This window comes from Brevundimonas sp. UBA7664 (genome assembly GCF_002483305.1).
In the GTDB taxonomy this organism is placed as follows: domain Bacteria; phylum Pseudomonadota; class Alphaproteobacteria; order Caulobacterales; family Caulobacteraceae; genus Brevundimonas.
Genome location: NZ_DLHQ01000019.1, coordinates 1 through 17,543, shown reverse-complemented (window position 1 = coordinate 17,543; position 17,543 = coordinate 1). Strand labels below are relative to the sequence as shown.

Here is a 17,543-nt window from a genome sequence, read left to right as displayed (position 1 = left end):
GTCAGCCCCTGACGAGCCGGAGAAACTCCTCCCGCGTCCGCGCATCGTCCCGCACCACGCCCAGCAGGGCGCTGGTGGTCAGGCTGGCGCCCGGCACGTCGACCCCGCGCAAGGTCATGCAGCTGTGCTCGGCCTCGATGACCACGCCGACGCCCTGGGGTTTCAGCACTTCGTCGATGGCGTTGGCGATCTCGGAGGTCATCTTCTCCTGGATCTGCAGGCGACGCGCATAGCCGCGCACCACCCGCGCCAGTTTGGAGATCCCCACCACCCGGTCGGTCGGCAGATAGCCGACGTGGGCCACGCCCACGACCGGCAGCATGTGGTGCTCGCAGAAGCTGACGAAGCGGATGTCCTTCAGAACCACCAGCTGGTTGTAGCCGCCGACCTCCTCGAACGTCCGCTCCAGATAGGCGCGCGGCTCGACCTCATAGCCGGCGAACAGCTCCTTGTAGCTCCGCGCCACGCGCGCCGGCGTGTCCAGCAGCCCCTCGCGGGCAGGGTCGTCGCCGGCCCATTCGATGAGGGTGCGCACGGCGGCTTCGGCGTCGGACTGGGAAACGGGGGGCTTGGTCATGGGTCCTTAGACCTTGAAGCGGTATCGATTTCCAGCCCGAGGTCCCGCTCCACGAACGCGACCCTCTGGCGGATGGATGGCGCCCGGTCGTTCCGCAGCATCGCAAGCAGCGGCTCGGGACCCGCGATGTCGCGCCTGAAACGGACCAACCCCTCGGCCGCCACGCGCCGGACCGCCGGGGAGCGGTCGCGGGCGACCATGGCGATCAGATCCTCGACCAGTTGCGGGCGCTGGATCGGCCTGTAGCTAAAAAGGGGGGCGCGTCGACCGATATTGTAAGTTTTGTCGATCCACCGGCGCTCAAAGCCGATCTGCCTCCTGGCCTCCCCGTTGATCAGGGTTCGCGCGGCGATGGCGCGGACGGCGGGACTCGCGGCCTGGGTCGCAAACTCGATCAGACGGTGGTCCAAGAGGTCTGTAGCGAGCCCGTGGGAGTAGGCTCGGCTGACCAGGCCGGTACGTCCAGTCAGGATCAAGCCTGCCAAGGCCTCAACCACGTCAGCCCGCGAGAATGCATCGTCCAGAAGCGCCAGCTCGGACTCGCCCCGTTTCCAGAAGGATTTCCGGTCCATCAGGAAAAGAGCGGCTTCGGCGACGGCGGCGACCGGAGCCGTGTGGAACACCCGGGCGGCGCAGTTCCTGGCCGCCGCCCTGACAGCCTCCACCCAGTCATTGAGACGATAGGCGACAGCGGTAAGGACGAAAGGGCTGGAGGCGGCCGTCAGACGGTTAAGCGCCGCCTCGCGGATGTATCCGTCCGGGCAGAACAGAAAGATGACTTCCAGCCCCGGCGTTCGCGCCATCTGGGAGAAGGCTTTCGTCCGGTTTGGTCGGCGCGGCATCCCGGCCGCCGGTGCCTTCGGCGCGCCGAACAACCAATCGAGGATGCTGCGCGGTCGGCCAGGCGGCTTGAAGGCCGTCCATTCGACCATGTTCACCCAAACGCCCAGCGCCCGATAGGCACGGTCCACATCCGATGGCGGCAGTTCCTCCAGCGCGCGCACGCAACGTCTGATCGCCAGTTGATCGGGCGTTGTCTGCCTCAGGGCATCGCCCAAGGGACCAAGTGTGGCGATCAGCGAAGGCGGGAGGTCGTAGGTCGGCAGATAGGTCACCAAGTCTCCTAGCACGGACTTTCCCCCGGACCCCAGATCGCCCGATAACCCCTCGTTAACCACGCTCCCGGCATTTTCTGCCCGGTAGTCGGTGGAGCGTATATTCGATGAACGGCGCGGATGTGATGGATGTGGGGCGCGACGCCCTGTGGCTGACGATCCAGCTGTGCGCGCCCGTCCTGATCGTCGGCCTGGTCGTCGGCGTCGTCATCGGCCTGTTCCAGGCCCTGACCCAGATCCAGGAACAGACCCTCATCTACGCGCCCAAGATCATCGCCATCTTCGTCAGCCTGATGCTGTTCCTGCCGCTGATGGGAGCGCTTCTGGGCGGTTTCATGCGGACGATCGCAGCGCGCATCGCCGGCATGTGATCATGATGGGATGCCCCTAGGTGGAGCCTTGGGCGACATCGGACCAGGTCTGGCAGGGCGCGCTGATCTTCGCGCGCATCGGCGCGGTGCTGTTGATGCTGCCCGGCATCGGCGAGAGCTATGTCTCGCCGCGCATCCGCCTGTCGCTGGCCCTGGTCGTCAGTCTCGCCCTGTGGCCGGTGATCGCCGGCGTCCTGCCGGCCTTGCCCGCGACGGTGGGCGGCATGGCGGGATGGATCATCCGCGAGGTCATCGTCGGCCTTATGATCGGCGCCCTGCTGCGATCCTTCCTGACCGCCCTGGCCACGGCGGGCGAAATCGTCGCCCTGCAGACCACCCTGGCCTTCGCCCAGACCGCCAATCCCATGCAGATGCAGCCGGGCTCGACCATCGGCGCCTTCCTGATGCTGCTGGGCACGACCATGATCTTCGCCACCAATACCCATCACCTGTTCATCGCCGGTCTGGTCGGCTCGTATGAGCTGATCCGGCCGGTCGGGCCGTTGCTGACCGGCGACTTCGCCACCCTGGCCATCCGCACCCTGGGCGACGCCTTCATGCTGGGGGTGCAGCTGTCCGCGCCCCTGCTGGTCTTCGCCCTGATCTTCAACCTCGCCTCGGGCCTCGTCGGCCGGGTGATGCCGTCGTTCCAGGTCTTCTTCGCCGCCGCCCCGCTCAGCATCCTGCTGGGCCTGTCGGTCTTCGCCCTCAGCCTCGGCGTGGTCGGGACGGTCTTCATCGACCGCTACCGCGCCCTGGCCAATGTCTTCGTCGGAGGCGCCGGTGGCTGATACGCCGGATCCCGACTCGAAGACAGAAGAGGCCTCCCCGCGAAAACTTGCGGAGGCCCGCAAGAAGGGCGATGTCGCCAAATCCCCGGACGTCGCCGCGGTCATGTCGCTGGCCGGCGCCGCCGCCGTCGTGCTGATGTCCGGCGGCTGGTTCGCCAACTCCATGGCCGAGCAGCTGCTGCCCTTCATCGCCGCCCCTCACACCATGCTGGGCGGCCTCGATGCCGGGGCCGGGGTCGAGATCGGCGGCATCGCCCTGTGGGCCATGGCCCCGTTCCTCGGCGTGGTCATGCTGGCCACCATCATCGGCGGCGTCGGCGGCAATGTGGCCCAATCCGGCCTGCTCTTCACGGGGGAAAAGCTCAAACCCGACTGGTCCAAGGTCAATCCGCTCAAGGGTTTCACGCGCATTTTCGGGCCCGACGGCCTGGTCCAGTTCATCAAGACCTTCCTCAAGCTGCTGGCGGTCGGGGTGATCTGCTGGCTGGTGCTGAAGCCTCACCTGCGCGAGCTGGAGAACATGGCGGCGATGCCGCCGGCGCTGATCCTGCCGGTGGCGCGCGATCTGGCCGTGGCCCTGATGATGTCGACGATCATCTTCCTCGGCTTCACCGCCGGGGCCGACTTCCTCTGGCAGAAATACCGCTTCGCCGAGCGGATGAAGATGACCAAGGAAGAGACCAAGGAGGACTACAAGCAGTCCGAGGGCGATCCCCACGTCAAGGCCAAGCTGAGGCAGATCCGGAACCAGCGCAGCCGCCAGCGGATGATGCAGAACGTGCCCAAGGCCACGGTCATCGTCACCAACCCGACCCACTATTCCGTGGCCCTGCGCTACGAGACCGGCGACGCCGCGCCGGTCTGCGTCGCCAAGGGCGTCGACGCCCTGGCCCTGCGCATCCGCGAGGTCGGGCGCGAGCACAATGTCCCGATCGTCGAGAACGTCCCCCTGGCGCGCGCCCTCTACGCCGCCGTCGACATCGACGAGACCATCCCCCGCGAGCATTTCGAAGCGGCCGCCAAGGTCATCGGCTTCGTTATGCAGAAGCGGAAGAAGCGGTGATCGTTCAGAGGTCTTAACTCCGCATTTACCACGCAGGCGGCAGTTTCTGCCTAGCGGGCCTCAGTCGGTACCCGTGAGTATTCGGGGCGGGACGCGTGGGCGGCTTCACGGCGGCGTTGCAGAGATTCGGGATCGGTCGGCTGACCGTGGTGCTGGGCGTCGCCGCCGGCGTCGCGGCCGTGCTGGTCGCCGTCATGCTGCGCATCGGCCAGGCCCCCGACGCCCTGCTGTACTCCAACCTCGATCTGCGCGAAGCCTCCGAGGTCACGACGGCGCTGGACAGCGCGGGCATCAAATACTCATCCAAGGGCGATGGCTCGACCATCTTCGTCAGCCGCGACGAGGTCGGCGAGGCGCGCATGCTGGTCGCCGGCAAGGGGCTCGTGACATCCGGTTCGGTCGGCTACGAAATCTTCGACAACCAGTCGGTGCTGGGCCAGACCGAGTTCCAGCAGAACCTCAATGAAAAGCGCGCCCTCGAGGGCGAGCTGGCCCGCACCATCCTGACCATGCGCGGCATCAACTCCGCCCGCGTCATGATCGCCCTGCCGCGCCGCGAACTGTTCCAGTCGGACGGCGCCGAACCCACCGCCTCGGTGGTGGTCGGGGTCACCGGCGGCCAGCTGTCGGGCGCCCAGGTCCAGGCCATCCGCAACGTCATCGCCTCCTCGGTGCCCAATCTGAAGCCAGAGAAGGTCACCCTGACCGACACCTCCAACCGCACCCTGGCGGCCGGATCGGACAGTGCGGGCTTCAGCGCCGCTTCGGCCCAGGAGGCGCGCGATTCCACCGAGGCCCAGCTGCAGGCGCGGATCATGGACATCGTCGAGGGCGTCGTCGGCGTCGGCGGCGCGCGCGTCCAGGTCACCGCCGACATCGATCACAGCCGCTCCACCACCCAGGAGCAGCGTTACGATCCGGACGGCCAGGTGGTGCGCTCGACCTCGACCAACGGAACCGAGTCCAGCGACACGGCGCCGACGTCGGATGGCGGGGTCACCGCGACCAACAACATTCCCGGCGGCGAGGCGCCCGCGACCGGTGCCACGGGTTCGCGCGACACCGCCAACACCGAAACCACCAACTACGAAATCTCCAACACGACCACGACCACGGTGAAGGAGGCCGGCGAGATCAAGCGGCTGGCCGTCTCGGTCGCCGTCGACGGCAAATGGACCCCCGCGGCCAACGGGGGCGCGCCCACCTATGCCGCGCGCACGCCGCAGGAGATCGAACAGATCAAGGCCCTGGTCGCCGCCGCCGTCGGCATCGACGCCGAGCGGGGCGACAGGATCGAGGTCCTGAACGTCCGCTTCAACCGCGACATCGCCGCGGTCGGGGGCGAGGAGGCCGGTTCGTCGCTGTTCAACTTCACCAAGAACGACATCATGCGCGGCGTCGAGCTGCTGGTGCTCCTGATCACCGGCCTGCTGCTGATCTTCTTTGTCCTTCGCCCGCTGCTGAAATCGGCTTCGGGCGGCGGCCAGCTGCAGCTCGCCGGCGCGGGCGGGGCGCCGGTGACCTCGCTGCAGACCACGATCATGGGCGGGGCGGGCGGAGTCATGCCCCAGATCGCCGGTCCCTCCGAGATGGACCAGCGGCTCGACATCGCCCGCATCGAGGGTCAGGTGAAGGCGTCTTCGGTCAAGAAGGTCGCCGATTTCGTCGAGAAACATCCTGACGAGTCGACCTCCATTCTGCGCAGCTGGGTGCACGAAGGCTGATGGCGGCGCGCCTCGTCACCAAGAAGCCGGCCGTTGAGGACGCCAGGAAACTGACCGGCCCCGAGAAGGCTGCCGTCATCCTGCTGTCGCTGGGCGAGGACCACACCCGTCTGTGGCAGGGGCTGGACGAGGACGAGATCAAGGAAATCTCCCAGGCCATGGCCTCCCTGGGCACGGTCAGCGCCAGCGTGGTCGAGGAGCTGCTGGTCGAATTCGTCTCGGGCATGAGCGGCTCGGGCGCGGTCATGGGCAGTTTCGAACAGACCCAGCGCCTGCTGGCCTCCTTCATGCCCAGCGACCGCGTCGAAGGCCTGATGGAGGAGATCCGCGGTCCCGCCGGCCGCACCATGTGGGACAAGCTCGGCAATGTGAACGAGGCCGTCCTCGCCAACTATCTGAAGAACGAATACCCCCAGACGGTCGCCGTGGTCCTGTCCAAGGTGAAGCCGGACCACGCCGCCCGCGTCCTGACCAGCCTGCCCGAGGATTTCGCCCTCGAATGCGTCCAGCGCATGCTGCGCATGGAGCCGGTGCAGCGCGAAATCCTCGACAAGATCGAACAGACCCTGCGCACCGAATTCATGTCGAACCTGGCCCGCACCTCCAAGCGCGACAGCCACGAGATGATGGCCGACATCTTCAACAGCTTCGACCGTCAGACCGAGGCCCGCTTCATCGGCGCCCTGGAAGAGCGCAACCGCGAGGCGGCCGAGCGCATCCGGGCCCTGATGTTCGTGTTCGAGGACCTGGCCAAGCTGGACCCCGGCGGCATCCAGACCCTGCTGCGCGCGGTCGAGAAGGACTCCCTCGGCCTCGCCCTCAAGGGCTCCTCGGAATCCCTGCGCGAACTGTTCTTCTCCAACATGTCCGAACGCGCCGCCAAGATCATGCGCGAGGACATGGAATCCATGGGTCCGGTCCGTCTCAAGGACGTCGACCAGGCCCAGATGGCCATGGTCCAGGTCGCCAAGGATCTCGCCGCCAAGGGCGAGATCATGCTGGTCGGCCAGAGCGGCGACGACGAGTTGATCTACTGACATGACCCAGCCGCTCAGCACCCCCTTCGCCTTCGACACCGAGTTCGACGCCGCCGGCGTGGTCGTCAACGCCGCCGCCGCCTTCCGCCCGATCAAGCGCGCCTATGGCCCGGCCGAGGTCGACGCCCTGGTCGCCGAGGCCCGGCTGGACGCCCGCAATCAGGCCCTGGCCGAGATCGACAGCCTCCAGGCCATGGCCCTGTCGGCCATCGGCGAGGCCCTGGCGTCCGCCGCCCCCGCCCTGGCCCAGGTCGCCCGGACCCACCGCCGGCAGGCCGCCGAACTGGCCCTGACCGCCGCCCGCGTCGTCGCCGCCTCGGCCCTGGACCGCCATCCCGAAGCCCCGCTGCAGGCCGCGCTCGAAGCCCTGGGTCAGGAGATCGACGCCTCGCCGCGCCTCGTCATCCGCACCGGCGACCTGACCGAGTCGACCCACGCCCGCATCGAGCAACTGTGCGCCGACGCCGGCTTCTCGGGCATCGTCGCTTTCCGCACCGAGCCGGGCATGGCCGCGGCGGCCTTCCAGCTGGAATGGGCCGACGGTCGCGCCGCCTTCGATGCCGATGAAGCCTTCGCCCGCATGCGCGAGGCCCTGAACTCCGCCCTCGCCGCCGAGGCCGGGCACGCTGAAACCCTCACCCCCGAATCTACAATGGAAGGGAGGCCGTAATGGCGTCCGACACCATGGCCCTGGAGGAGTTCCCGGACTCCGTCGCGATCACCGTCAATGACGAGGCGACCGACAAGACGGCCCACGACCTCACCCCGGTCTTCGACGTCCCGGTCAACATCTCGGCCGTGCTGGGCAAGGCCCACATGTCCGTGGCCCAGCTGCTCAAGCTGAACCGCGGCAGCGTGCTGGAGCTGGACCGCAAGGTCGGCGAGGCCATCGACATATTCGTCAACAACCGTCTGGTCGCCCGCGGTGAGGTCGTCGTCGTCGAGGACCGGCTGGGCGTGACCATGACGGAAATCATCAAGACCGAGGATTCCGGCGCCTGATCGGCGGCCGGATCGTGCGTAGAGATTAGAGGAGAAGACCCATGCGGCTTCTGGTGGTTGGCAGGCTCAGCGGACAGCTGGCGACGGCGGTGAAGATGGCCATGGCGCACGGCGCCAAGGTCAGCCACGTCGAGCGCGGCGATCAGGCGACGGAACAGCTCCGTCGCGGGCAGGGGGCCGACCTGCTGATGGTCGATTACCGCATCGATATCGCCGCCCTGATCGCGGCCAACGAGGCCGAGCGGATCCATGTGCCGGTGGTGGCCTGCGGCGTCGACGCCGACGCCACCGACGCGGCCAACGCCATCCGCGCCGGGGCCAAGGAGTTCATCCCCCTGCCGCCGGAAGCCGATCTGATCGCCGCGGTCCTGTCCGCCGTGGCCGACGACGACCGCCCGCTGATCTCGGCCGATCCGTCGATGAAGGCGGTGATCATGCTGGCCGACCAGGTCGCCCGGTCGGAAGCCTCGATCCTGATCACCGGCGAAAGCGGCGTCGGCAAGGAGGTGATGGCCCGTTACCTCCACGCCGGCTCCAAGCGCGCCGAGCGGCCCTTCATCAGCGTCAACTGCGCCGCCATTCCCGACAATCTGCTGGAATCCGAACTGTTCGGCCACGAGAAGGGCTCGTTCACCGGCGCCATGGCCCGCCGCATCGGCAAGTTCGAGGAGGCCGACGGCGGCACCCTGCTGCTCGACGAAATCTCCGAGATGGACGTCCGCCTGCAGGCCAAGCTGCTGCGCGCCATCCAGGAGCGGGTCATCGACCGCGTCGGCGGCACCAAGCCGGTGCCGGTCAACATCCGCATCATCGCCACCTCGAACCGCGACCTCGCCAAGTCGGTGGCCGAGGGAACCTTCCGCGAGGACCTGCTGTACCGCCTCAATGTCGTGAACCTGCGCCTGCCCGCCCTGCGCGAGCGGCCCGGCGACATCTCCGTTCTGGCCGATCATTTCGTCAAGAAATACGCCGCCGCCAACGGCCTGCCGGCGCGTCCGATCTCGGTCGAGGCCCGCCGCGCCCTGGTCTCGCACCGCTGGAACGGCAACGTCCGCGAGCTTGAAAACGCCATGCACCGCGCCGTGCTGCTGGCGGTCGGGCCCGAGATCGATGTCGAGGCCATCCGCCTGCCCGACGGCCAGCCGCTCAGCGCCGGCTCGCACGGCGCGGCGGGCTATGACAGCCCCGCCGCCCGCGCCGCCCAGACCGCCGACGCCGTCACCCGCGCCCACGTCGGCCAGACGGTGGCTCAGATGGAGAAGACGCTGATCCTCGACACCCTGTCGCACTGCCTCGGCAACCGCACCCATGCGGCCAACATCCTCGGCATCTCGATCCGCACCCTGCGCAACAAGCTGAACGAATACGCCGACGAGGGCACGCAGATCATCGCGCCCCAGAGCGGCGTCGCCGCCGCCGGCTACGCGGCCGCCTGATCATGAGCAAGGGAACGGACCGCAGAAGCGTCCTGACCGGCCTCGGCACGCTGGGCGTCATGGGCTGTTCGCAGCAGACCGGTCCTGAAACCGCGCCACGCGTCCAACCGGCGCGGCCCGCGGTCATCATGCCCAACGAGACCATCGACCTCTCGGCGCTGGAGGCGCGTCACGGTGGCCGCCTCGGCTTCGCCGTTATGGACCTGGAGCGACTTCGCAACCTCGCCTGGCGTCGCGACGAGCGCTTCGTCTACTGTTCTACGTTCAAGATGTTCCTGGCCGCGGCCACCCTCCTGCGGGTGCAGGCGGCCGACGAACAACTGGACCGGGCCATCCCGGTCACCCAGGCCGACATGATCAACCATGCGCCCACCACGGGACCGGCCGTCGGCTCGACCCTGACCGTCGAGCAACTGATGGAGGCAACGGTCGCCCTCAGCGACAATCCGGCCGCCAACATCCTGATCCGCGAACTGGGCGGCCTCGAAGCCCTGCGCGCCTTCTACGCGGGCATCGGCGACAGGACCACGCGCGTCGACAGGCTTGAGCCCGAGATGAACCGGTTGGATGGCGACAAGGACACGATCACCCCCGGCCAATCCATGGGGAACCTGCTCCGCCTCCTGACGTCCGATCAGACCCCGCTCGCGCCTGCTTCGAAGGCCCTGCTGCTCCGCTGGATGACCGAGACCCCGACCGGTGCGAACCGCATCAAGGCCGGCGTCCCGGCGGACTGGACCGTGGCGCACAAGACGGGCACCGGCGGCTACGGCCCAACCAACGATATCGGGGTCCTCTATCCGCCGACGGGTAGGCCGATCGTCATTGCGGTCTACTACCACGCCACGCGGACCTCGAGCCCCGACCAGAACGACGCCGTCATCGCCGAAGCCACCCGCATCGCCCTCGCAGCCCTCGGCCGCGCATGACCGACGTCCCGGCCTCGACCATGATGAAGGACGGCATGGCCCGTCCGACCGGCCGCGACATGATGGGCTGGGTCGTGCGCGGCGAAGTGGCCATGGCCATCGGCGTCATCGGCGTCATCCTGCTGCTGATCCTGCCGATCCCGGCCTTCCTGATGGATGTGCTGCTGGCGCTGTCGCTCGTCTCCAGCGTCCTGATCCTGATGACCGCGGTGATGATGAAGAAGCCGCTGGACTTCGCCATCTTTCCGACGGTGCTTCTGGTCACCACCCTGTTCCGGCTGGGTCTGAACCTTGCCTCCACCCGGCTGGTGCTCAGCCACGGTCACGAGGGCACGGGCGGCGCCGGTCAGGTCATCGAGGCCTTCGGCGCCCTGATGATGGGCGGCAGCTTCATCATCGGCATCATCATCTTCGCCATCATCCTGGTGGTGAACTTTGTCGTCATCACCAAGGGCTCGACCCGCATCGCGGAAGTGTCCGCCCGCTTCACCCTGGACTCCATGCCGGGCAAGCAGATGGCCATCGACGCCGACCTGTCGTCCGGCCTGATCGACGAGGAAACCGCCAAGCGCCGCCGCAAGGAACTGGAGCAGGAATCGACCTTCTTCGGGGCCATGGACGGCGCCTCGAAATTCGTGCGCGGCGACGCGGTGGCCGGCCTGATCATCGTCTTCATCAACGCCATCGGCGGCATCCTGATCGGCACGCTCCAGCACGGCATGAGCATCGGCGACGCGTCCAATTCCTACGTCGCCCTGACCATCGGCGACGGCCTGGTGACCCAGGTCCCCGCCATCATCATCTCCATCGCCGCCGGCTTCCTCGTCTCCAAGGCGGGCGTCGAGGGCACCGCCGACAAGGCCCTGGTCGCCCAGCTGGCGACCAACCCCGTCAGCCTCGGCGTCGTCTCCGCCGCCGCGGGCCTGATCGGCCTGATCCCCGGCATGCCGCTGCTGCCCTTCGCGGCCCTGGCGGTCGGAACCGGCTTCATGGCCTGGCGGCTCGGCCGTCAGCGGCTCAAGCCCAAACCGACCGAGGCCGAGATGGCCGCGACCGCCACCGGGCCGAAGGAGGATGTCGAGGAGCCCATCGGCACCGCCCTGACCATCGACGAGGTCAAGATCGAGCTGGGCTACTCCCTGCTGTCCCTGATCAACGATCTTGAGGGCCGCCGCCTGACCGACCAGGTCCGCGCCCTGCGCCGGTCCCTGGCCCAGGAGTACGGCTTCGTCATGCCGTCGGTCCGCATCCTCGACAACATGCGCCTCGGCACCCAGGGCTACGCCATCCGCATCAAGGAGATGGAAGCCGGGCAGGGCGAGGTCCGTCTCGGCTCACTGATGGCCATGGATCCGGCGGGCCGTCAGGTCGAACTGCCCGGCGAACACACCAAGGAACCGGCCTTCGGCCTGCCCGCCACCTGGATCGACGAAAGCCTGCGCGAGGAGGCGACCTTCCGCGGCTACACCATCGTCGACCCGTCGACGGTGCTGACCACCCACCTGACCGAGATCCTCAAGGAGAACATGGCCGATCTGCTCTCCTACGCCGAGGTGCAGAAGCTGCTGAAGGAACTGGGGACGGAAGAGAAGAAGCTGGTCGACGAACTGATCCCGTCCGTCGTCACCGTCACCACCCTGCAAAGGGTGCTCCAGACCCTGCTGCGCGAGAAGGTCTCGATCCGCGATCTCGCCGCCATCCTCGAGGGTCTGGCCGAGGCCGCGCCGCACACCTCCAGCGTCACCACCCTGGTCGAGCACGTGCGCGGCCGCCTCGCCCGCCAGCTGTGCTGGCAGCACAAGGGCGATGACGGCGCTCTGCCGATCGTCACCCTGTCGCCGGAATGGGAGGCCGCCTTCGCCGACGCCCTCGTCGGTCAGGGCGAGGACCGTCAGCTGGCCATGGCCCCGTCACGCCTGCAGGATTTCATCCGCGCCGTCCGCGACGTGTTCGAGCGCGCCGCCATGGCCGGCGAGACCGCCGTCCTGCTGACGGGGCCGCAGATTCGGCCCTACGTCCGCTCGATCATCGAACGCTTCCGCGGCCAGACGGTGGTGATGAGCCAGAACGAGGTCCACCCGCGCGCAAGGCTGCGGACGATAGGGACCGTCTAGACGCCGGCTTGCACCGGCGCCTTTCAGTTTCAGTTCGACTCAGGCGGCCGGCGTGGGGTCAGACGACGGCCGGCAGACGTCGCCGATCCGTTCCGCCATAATGCGGTCGCCCTCGCGGACCGCGATGTCATGAGCGGCCTGGCACTGGCCGCTGTTGACCAGCGCGACGAGGCGCTCGGCCCGCTCGCGGCGTTGCGAAGAGGTCCCGCCGCCGTCCCGCCGGAGGCGTGCCGTCTGCGCGGCCGTCGGCTCGAACGCGACGCTGTTTATCATGCCCGCGACCCGGATGTTGGGCGGCGGCGAAGGCAGGGACGGACCGGAGCTGGCGGACTGGGCCGCCGCAGCGGCCGGAAAGGCGAGGAGGAGGCTGGCGCCGAGGAGCAGGGCTTTCATCGTGATCTCCAGACTGACCGCTCAAAGAGCTACACGCATGGGTAACACGGATACTCGCGCGTTGAAAGAACGCCCTCCGCCCCTACCGCGCCGTCCCTGACCTTCAGTCGACCTCCGTCCAGCCCCCCGCCGAAGCCGCCCGCGCCGCATCATTGACCGGTCGCGCCACCAGGCCGGACTGGGTGATCCAGACCTCGTATTTCGCGCCGTCGGCCATCGGCATATAGGCGCCGCCGCCGTACAGGGTGTCGACGGCGTCGACGTATTTCCGGTATTTCCGGGCCGTGTCCCAGGCGCTGATGCGCCACGGCAGCCAGTCGGGACCCGCGTCGCCGCCGGCCAGCGGATGCACGCTGCGCGTCGCATTGATCTCCTGCTCGACCGACTGGTAGCGGCCCGACAGCCGGTCCAGCCGGTACTGCGTGTCGAGGCCCAGCACATTGGCCCAGGGCTTCCACTTCAGCACCTGCGCCTCGACGCGCCATTCGTCGCCGTGCAGCGGATAGAGGTTGCTCAGGCCAGGCGCGTTCTCGCCCTGCCCCGGCTGCATCACCGTCGCTTCGAAATACTGCGGTCCCAGCTGCCGGGTCTGGATCGTCGCCACGGGTCGCTCATAGGTCAGCCGGCCATAGGTCTGGACGTCCAGCGCCAGCAGGGCCACGATCATCGCCGCCGCCATGAAGCCCGCGCCACCCGCGCCGACCAGGAAGCCGCTGAACACCCGGCCGCGGAACAGGGCGCCCAGGCCCCGTATCAGAAGAACCAGTCCGATCAGGCCGACGACCGCCGGAACGATCCACCACCACCACACCATGACATACTCCCCCCCAACGACTGTCGGGGCCTCATCTTTACCCTAAAACTCAGGAACCGCGAGGTTTTCTCCCGTGACGCGACTGGACACGGTGAAACGCCCCGCTATTGCTCCTCTCCGATGATTCCGGCGTTCCGACCCACGCTGCAGGCCTTCAGCCAATTCGTGCGCACGCCGACGCTGGGAAGACGCGTGGCCGGACTGCTGGCTCTGGCGATTGTGCTGCTGCTGGCCATCAACCTGGCGGTCTTCGTTCTGATCCGGCGCACGGCGGAGTTCAACGACACCGTCGAGAAGGTCCACCAGGTCCGGCTGGTCTCGCGCGAAGTGCTGACCCGGCTGGTCGACGCCGAAACCGGACAGCGCGGCTTCCTGCTGACGGCGCGGCCCGAATACCTTGCCATCCACACCGAGGCGACCGACGAGCTGCCGCAGCTGTTCGAGGATCTGCGCGGCCTGACCCTCGGGGACCCCGACCTGGAGTCGCGGGTCGAGCACCTCGACGAATTGTCAGCCCAGCGTCTGGCCGTGATGCAGCGCAGTATCGCCCTGGCCCGCACCGGTCGGGTCGGCGAGGCCGTCTCGGTGGTGCGGCTCGGCCAGGGCAAGACCCTGATGGACGCCATGCGGAGCGAGATCGCCGCCATCAACGAAATCCAGGCCACCCGCCTGCAGTTTCGCACCCGCCAGTCCGAATGGGCCGGGAATATCACGGTCATCGCCAACGCCCTGGGCGGCGCCCTGATCCTGGTTCTCGCCGGCGCCAGCGCCTGGCTGATCCGCCGCTATGTCATTGAGGTTCAGGGTGCGCGAGACGCCCTTGATCGCCTCAACGCTGGTCTGGAGAACCAGGTGCGGGTCCGCACCTTCGAACTCACCCGGGCCAATGAGGAAATCCAGCGCTTCGCCTATATCGTCAGCCACGATCTGCGTGCGCCCCTGGTCAATGTCATGGGCTATACCGCCGAGCTTGAGCAGGCCGGCCTGATCATCGACAAACAGATGACGGCGGTCGAGACCAAGGCTCCCAAACTGATCGAGCAGGACGCCCTGACCGCGGTCCGCGACGACATGCCCGAGGCCATCGGCTTCATCCGCGCCTCGACCGAAAAGATGGACCGGCTGATCAACGCCATCCTCAAACTGTCGCGCGAGGGCCGCCGCAATCTCGTGCCCGAACGGCTCGACATGAGCGTCATGGTCCAGAACATCGCCGACAGTGTGCGCCACCAGACCCAGGCTGCGGGCGCGGAAATCGTGGTCGAGCCCCTTCCGCGGCTCGAGAGCGACCGCCTGTCGATCGAACAGGTGTTCGGCAACCTGATCGACAACGCCGTCAAATACCTCGACCCGTCGCGGCCCGGCCGGATCGTGGTTACCGGTGAGGAAATTCCGGGCGGCTGGATCGTCTATCGCATCGCCGACAACGGCCGCGGGATTTCCGACCGCGACCATGAACGGATTTTCGAGCTCTTCCGTCGCGCGGGCCGGCAGGACCGGCCGGGAGAGGGTCTCGGCCTCGCCTTTGTGCGCAACAGCGTTCGCCGTCTGGGGGGCGATATCACCGTGGAGTCAGAGCTTGGTAAGGGCTCGACATTTATCCTGAAATTCCCCACACGCCTCATCCTCCCGGACGCCGGAGACTATTCATGAGCAACGCCGTCAAGATCGTGATGGTCGAGGATGACCTCGGCCACGCCAAGCTGATCGAAAAGAACATCCGCCGCGCCAACATCTCCAACGAGATCGCGCATTTCGCCGACGGCAGTTCGGCCATGGACTATCTGTTCAGCGAGGAGGTGCGGCTGAACGGCCCCATGCTGATCCTGCTGGACCTCAACCTGCCCGACATGTCCGGCACCGACATCCTCGTCCGGGTTAAGGCCGACGATCGCCTCAAACGGGCCCCCGTGGTGATCCTGACCACGACCGACGACAAGCAGGAAATCCAGCGCTGCTACGACCTGGGCTGCAACGTCTACATCACCAAGCCGGTCGACTACGAAAGCTTCGCGGGCGCCATCCGCCAGCTGGGGCTGTTCCTTTCCGTCATGCAGGCCCCGGACATCGAGTGACCGTCTCCCCGAGGCCCGAAGGCGACGTCATCCGTCTGCTCTATATCGACGATGACCGCGGCCTGTCGCGGCTGGTCGAGAAGGAGCTGGGGCGGCACGGCTATGCCGTCACCTGCGCGCCCGACGGCGACGCCGGCCTCGGCACGCTCGTCGCCCAGCCGGGCGATTTCGACGTCGTGGCGCTCGACCACTACATGCCGGGCCGCGAAGGCCTCGAGGTTCTGCCCGAGATCATCGCCCTGCCGAACCCGCCGCCCGTGGTCTATGTCACCGGCGCCCAGGAAGGCCGCATCGCCGTCGCCGCCCTGCGCGCCGGCGCGGCCGACTATGTCATCAAGGACGTGTCCGAGGACTTCACCACCCTGCTGCGCAATGCGCTCGAAGAGGCCGTATCCCGCCGTCGCCTCCAGCGCGAGAACGACGAGGCCCAGGAACTGGTCCGCCTCGCCCGCGACCGCGCCGAGGCCATGCTGCGCGAGGTCAATCACCGGGTCGGCAACTCCCTCCAGCTGGTCTCCAGCTTCATGTCGCTGCAGCTGCGCCATCTGGTCGACGAGGGCGCCCGCGCCGCGCTGAAGGAATCCCAGGCCCGGATCGAGGCCGTGGCCCACGTCCACCGCCGGCTCTACACCTCGGGTGACATGACCTCGGTGGCCATGGACGAATATCTGGAAGGCTTGATCGACGAGCTGTCGCAGTCCCTGTGCCCCGACAAGGACGGTTGCTCCATCCATCTGGACGCGACGCCCATGCGGGTTTCGACCGACCAGGCGGTGTCGCTCGGCGTGGTGGTCACGGAACTGGTCACCAACGCCGTGAAATACGCCTATCTGCCGGGCGCGCCGGGGCAGATTCGCGTCAGCCTCGACCAGAGCGCCAACGGCCGCGCCATCCTGACCGTCGAGGACGACGGACCCGGCATGGGCGACGGCACCGTCAAGGGCACCGGCCTGGGCGGCAAGATCATCTCCGCCATGGCCTCGGGCCTGCGCTCGGCGGTCGAGTTCGACAAGGCCCACAAGGGCGTCCGCGCTCATCTGACCTTCGACCTCTGACCATGTCCGTCCGCCTTCAGTTCGGAACCGCCGCGTCCGGCCTCGACTACCGCCTGCGCGCCACCGCCTTCGGACTGGTGGTGCAGGACAGCCGGCTGGCCTGCGTTCGCGTGGACCGCGGCGAAGGCAGCTATTTCGACCTGCCCGGCGGCGCCGTCGACGGCGACGAGACGGAGCAACAGGCGGTGGTCCGCGAGTTCCTCGAGGAGACCGGCATGCGCGTGCGCCCGCTCAGCCGCATCGCTGAAGCGTCCCAGTATTTCCGCAAATCCGACGGCGAACCGATCAACAACACCGGCGGCTTCTGGACCGTCGAACACCTGTCGCTGGACCCCGCCGCCAAAGTCGAGGCCGACCATCAGCTGGTCTGGCTCGATCCGCATCAGGCGCTCGCACAACTCCGCCACGATGCCCACGCCTGGGCCGTCGCGGCCTGGCTTCGCCGCCGGGCCTGAAACGGGCCGCGCCGCGCCGAAGCCGTCGCGGATCCGCGGCTCCTTTGACGCAGGGGTGGAACGCGCGCGGTCGTAACCCGTTGTTCTTGTACGAGGCGCCGCTCCCCGATGGCGCCCAAGCAAAGGATGACCCCATGCCCGATCATGATCGAGTCGAAGGCGCCGCCAAGAACCTCGGCGGCAACATCAAGGAAGCCGCCGGCAAGGTAACCGGCGACGAAAAGCTCAAGGCCGAAGGCCGCGCCGAACAGGTCGAGGGCAAGATCCAGAACGCCGTCGGCGGCCTCAAGGACACCCTGCGCGACGACAAGCGCAACTAGGCCTTTCCACGCGCTTTGATCCGACGCCGCGTCCGCACCCCGGGCGCGGCGTCGTCATGTCAGCGCGGCGGCAGGGCCTGGCAGCGGGCGATCCAGGCGTCCTGGCTCTCCAGCGCGCCAGGCTGATCGCACGGTTCGACCGCCGGCCGCAGGGACTCCCCAAGCCGGTCCAGCGCAGCCTCGGCCCCGGCGCCGTCGCCGCAGACCCGTGAGAGCGACCCGCCGAATCCGCTCTCGGACCGCCGCATCACCGTCCGGCAGTTCTGCGGCGC

General features: G+C 67.8%; 20 protein-coding genes. 15 read left to right on the top strand and 5 right to left on the bottom strand.

What is annotated here, in order from left to right; genetic code table 11:
• Position 1 precedes the first annotated feature (1 nt).
• Complete coding sequence (gene folE / locus B2742_RS03900; RefSeq protein WP_292063213.1) at positions 2-577, bottom strand: GTP cyclohydrolase I FolE; 576 nt, start codon at positions 575-577, stop codon at positions 2-4.
• On the bottom strand, positions 574-1,692 hold the full coding sequence (locus tag B2742_RS03895; protein WP_292063211.1) for a hypothetical protein: 1,119 nt from the start codon (positions 1,690-1,692) through the stop codon (positions 574-576). Before B2742_RS03895 ends, folE begins: the two co-directional genes overlap by 4 nt.
• Before the next feature lie 107 nt (positions 1,693-1,799).
• Between B2742_RS03895 and fliQ the strand changes: the two genes are divergently transcribed.
• From fliQ to flhA, 10 genes are all read left to right on the top strand, one after another.
• The gene (gene fliQ, locus B2742_RS03890) at positions 1,800-2,063 is read left to right on the top strand and encodes a flagellar biosynthesis protein FliQ (protein ID WP_292063208.1); all 264 of its coding nucleotides are present in this window, start codon (positions 1,800-1,802) and stop codon (positions 2,061-2,063) included.
• A 20-nt stretch (positions 2,064-2,083) separates the two neighbouring features.
• Positions 2,084-2,854, top strand: coding sequence for a flagellar biosynthetic protein FliR (gene fliR, locus B2742_RS03885; RefSeq protein WP_292063207.1), 771 nt, complete (start codon positions 2,084-2,086; stop codon positions 2,852-2,854).
• Positions 2,847-3,917 carry a flagellar biosynthesis protein FlhB gene (gene flhB / locus B2742_RS03880; protein ID WP_292063204.1) on the top strand — a complete coding sequence of 357 codons (1,071 nt, stop codon included), beginning with the start codon at positions 2,847-2,849 and terminating at the stop codon, positions 3,915-3,917. Before fliR ends, flhB begins: the two co-directional genes overlap by 8 nt.
• Positions 3,918-4,012: 95 nt before the next feature.
• Complete coding sequence (gene fliF, locus B2742_RS03875) at positions 4,013-5,641, top strand: flagellar basal-body MS-ring/collar protein FliF (protein ID WP_292063202.1); 1,629 nt, start codon at positions 4,013-4,015, stop codon at positions 5,639-5,641.
• Positions 5,641-6,678 carry a flagellar motor switch protein FliG gene (gene fliG / locus B2742_RS03870; RefSeq protein WP_292063199.1) on the top strand — a complete coding sequence of 346 codons (1,038 nt, stop codon included), beginning with the start codon at positions 5,641-5,643 and terminating at the stop codon, positions 6,676-6,678. Before fliF ends, fliG begins: the two co-directional genes overlap by 1 nt.
• Position 6,679: 1 nt before the next feature.
• Complete coding sequence (locus tag B2742_RS03865; RefSeq protein WP_292063197.1) at positions 6,680-7,348, top strand: flagellar assembly protein FlbE; 669 nt, start codon at positions 6,680-6,682, stop codon at positions 7,346-7,348.
• Entirely contained in the window at positions 7,348-7,680 is a 333-nt protein-coding gene (fliN, locus tag B2742_RS03860; protein ID WP_292063195.1) for a flagellar motor switch protein FliN, read from the top strand. The genes B2742_RS03865 and fliN overlap by 1 nt, the downstream gene beginning before the upstream one ends.
• A 41-nt stretch (positions 7,681-7,721) precedes the next feature.
• Positions 7,722-9,116, top strand: a complete 1,395-nt coding sequence (locus B2742_RS03855; RefSeq protein WP_292063193.1) for a sigma-54-dependent transcriptional regulator — start codon at positions 7,722-7,724, stop codon at positions 9,114-9,116.
• A 2-nt stretch (positions 9,117-9,118) separates the two neighbouring features.
• The gene (gene bla / locus B2742_RS03850; RefSeq protein WP_292063190.1) at positions 9,119-10,045 is read left to right on the top strand and encodes a class A beta-lactamase; all 927 of its coding nucleotides are present in this window, start codon (positions 9,119-9,121) and stop codon (positions 10,043-10,045) included.
• A 20-nt stretch (positions 10,046-10,065) separates the two neighbouring features.
• Entirely contained in the window at positions 10,066-12,159 is a 2,094-nt protein-coding gene (gene flhA, locus B2742_RS03845) for a flagellar biosynthesis protein FlhA (protein WP_292063236.1), read from the top strand.
• Positions 12,160-12,198: 39 nt separating this feature from the next.
• Here flhA and B2742_RS03840 read toward each other — a convergent pair whose 3' ends face one another.
• Complete coding sequence (locus tag B2742_RS03840) at positions 12,199-12,552, bottom strand: hypothetical protein (protein ID WP_292063189.1); 354 nt, start codon at positions 12,550-12,552, stop codon at positions 12,199-12,201.
• A gap of 103 nt (positions 12,553-12,655) precedes the next feature.
• Positions 12,656-13,366: a hypothetical protein gene (locus B2742_RS03835; RefSeq protein WP_292063187.1), complete on the bottom strand. Its 711-nt coding sequence runs from the start codon at positions 13,364-13,366 to the stop codon at positions 12,656-12,658.
• A 120-nt stretch (positions 13,367-13,486) separates the two neighbouring features.
• Here B2742_RS03835 and B2742_RS03830 point away from each other — a divergent pair, with 120 nt between their 5' ends.
• The 5 genes from B2742_RS03830 to B2742_RS03810 all read left to right on the top strand — a co-directional run bounded on the left by B2742_RS03830 (position 13,487) and on the right by B2742_RS03810 (position 17,271).
• Entirely contained in the window at positions 13,487-15,019 is a 1,533-nt protein-coding gene (locus B2742_RS03830; protein ID WP_292063185.1) for a sensor histidine kinase, read from the top strand.
• Positions 15,016-15,441 carry a response regulator gene (locus B2742_RS03825; protein WP_292063183.1) on the top strand — a complete coding sequence of 142 codons (426 nt, stop codon included), beginning with the start codon at positions 15,016-15,018 and terminating at the stop codon, positions 15,439-15,441. Before B2742_RS03830 ends, B2742_RS03825 begins: the two co-directional genes overlap by 4 nt.
• Positions 15,438-16,496: a sensor histidine kinase gene (locus B2742_RS03820; RefSeq protein ID WP_292063181.1), complete on the top strand. Its 1,059-nt coding sequence runs from the start codon at positions 15,438-15,440 to the stop codon at positions 16,494-16,496. The genes B2742_RS03825 and B2742_RS03820 overlap by 4 nt, the downstream gene beginning before the upstream one ends.
• A 2-nt stretch (positions 16,497-16,498) precedes the next feature.
• Positions 16,499-16,951 carry an NUDIX domain-containing protein gene (locus B2742_RS03815; protein ID WP_292063179.1) on the top strand — a complete coding sequence of 151 codons (453 nt, stop codon included), beginning with the start codon at positions 16,499-16,501 and terminating at the stop codon, positions 16,949-16,951.
• A gap of 134 nt (positions 16,952-17,085) precedes the next feature.
• Positions 17,086-17,271 (top strand): CsbD family protein, encoded by a 186-nt coding sequence (locus B2742_RS03810; RefSeq protein WP_292063177.1) that lies wholly within the window; start codon positions 17,086-17,088, stop codon positions 17,269-17,271.
• 59 nt (positions 17,272-17,330) lie between these two features.
• Here the strand turns inward: B2742_RS03810 and B2742_RS03805 are convergent.
• The coding region (locus B2742_RS03805) for a hypothetical protein (protein WP_292063174.1) at positions 17,331-17,543 on the bottom strand (213 nt) is incomplete at its 5' end.

Coding starts and splice junctions, on each gene's coding strand:
- folE (WP_292063213.1), bottom strand. CDS start 577: ATGACCAAGCCCCCCGTTTCCCAGTCCGACGCCGAAGCCGCCGTGCGC.
- fliQ (WP_292063208.1), top strand. CDS start 1,800: ATGAACGGCGCGGATGTGATGGATGTGGGGCGCGACGCCCTGTGGCTG.
- fliG (WP_292063199.1), top strand. CDS start 5,641: ATGGCGGCGCGCCTCGTCACCAAGAAGCCGGCCGTTGAGGACGCCAGG.
- B2742_RS03865 (WP_292063197.1), top strand. CDS start 6,680: ATGACCCAGCCGCTCAGCACCCCCTTCGCCTTCGACACCGAGTTCGAC.
- fliN (WP_292063195.1), top strand. CDS start 7,348: ATGGCGTCCGACACCATGGCCCTGGAGGAGTTCCCGGACTCCGTCGCG.
- B2742_RS03855 (WP_292063193.1), top strand. CDS start 7,722: ATGCGGCTTCTGGTGGTTGGCAGGCTCAGCGGACAGCTGGCGACGGCG.
- bla (WP_292063190.1), top strand. CDS start 9,119: ATGAGCAAGGGAACGGACCGCAGAAGCGTCCTGACCGGCCTCGGCACG.
- flhA (WP_292063236.1), top strand. CDS start 10,066: ATGATGAAGGACGGCATGGCCCGTCCGACCGGCCGCGACATGATGGGC.
- B2742_RS03840 (WP_292063189.1), bottom strand. CDS start 12,552: ATGAAAGCCCTGCTCCTCGGCGCCAGCCTCCTCCTCGCCTTTCCGGCC.
- B2742_RS03835 (WP_292063187.1), bottom strand. CDS start 13,366: ATGGTGTGGTGGTGGTGGATCGTTCCGGCGGTCGTCGGCCTGATCGGA.
- B2742_RS03830 (WP_292063185.1), top strand. CDS start 13,487: ATGATTCCGGCGTTCCGACCCACGCTGCAGGCCTTCAGCCAATTCGTG.
- B2742_RS03825 (WP_292063183.1), top strand. CDS start 15,016: ATGAGCAACGCCGTCAAGATCGTGATGGTCGAGGATGACCTCGGCCAC.
- B2742_RS03815 (WP_292063179.1), top strand. CDS start 16,499: ATGTCCGTCCGCCTTCAGTTCGGAACCGCCGCGTCCGGCCTCGACTAC.
- B2742_RS03810 (WP_292063177.1), top strand. CDS start 17,086: ATGCCCGATCATGATCGAGTCGAAGGCGCCGCCAAGAACCTCGGCGGC.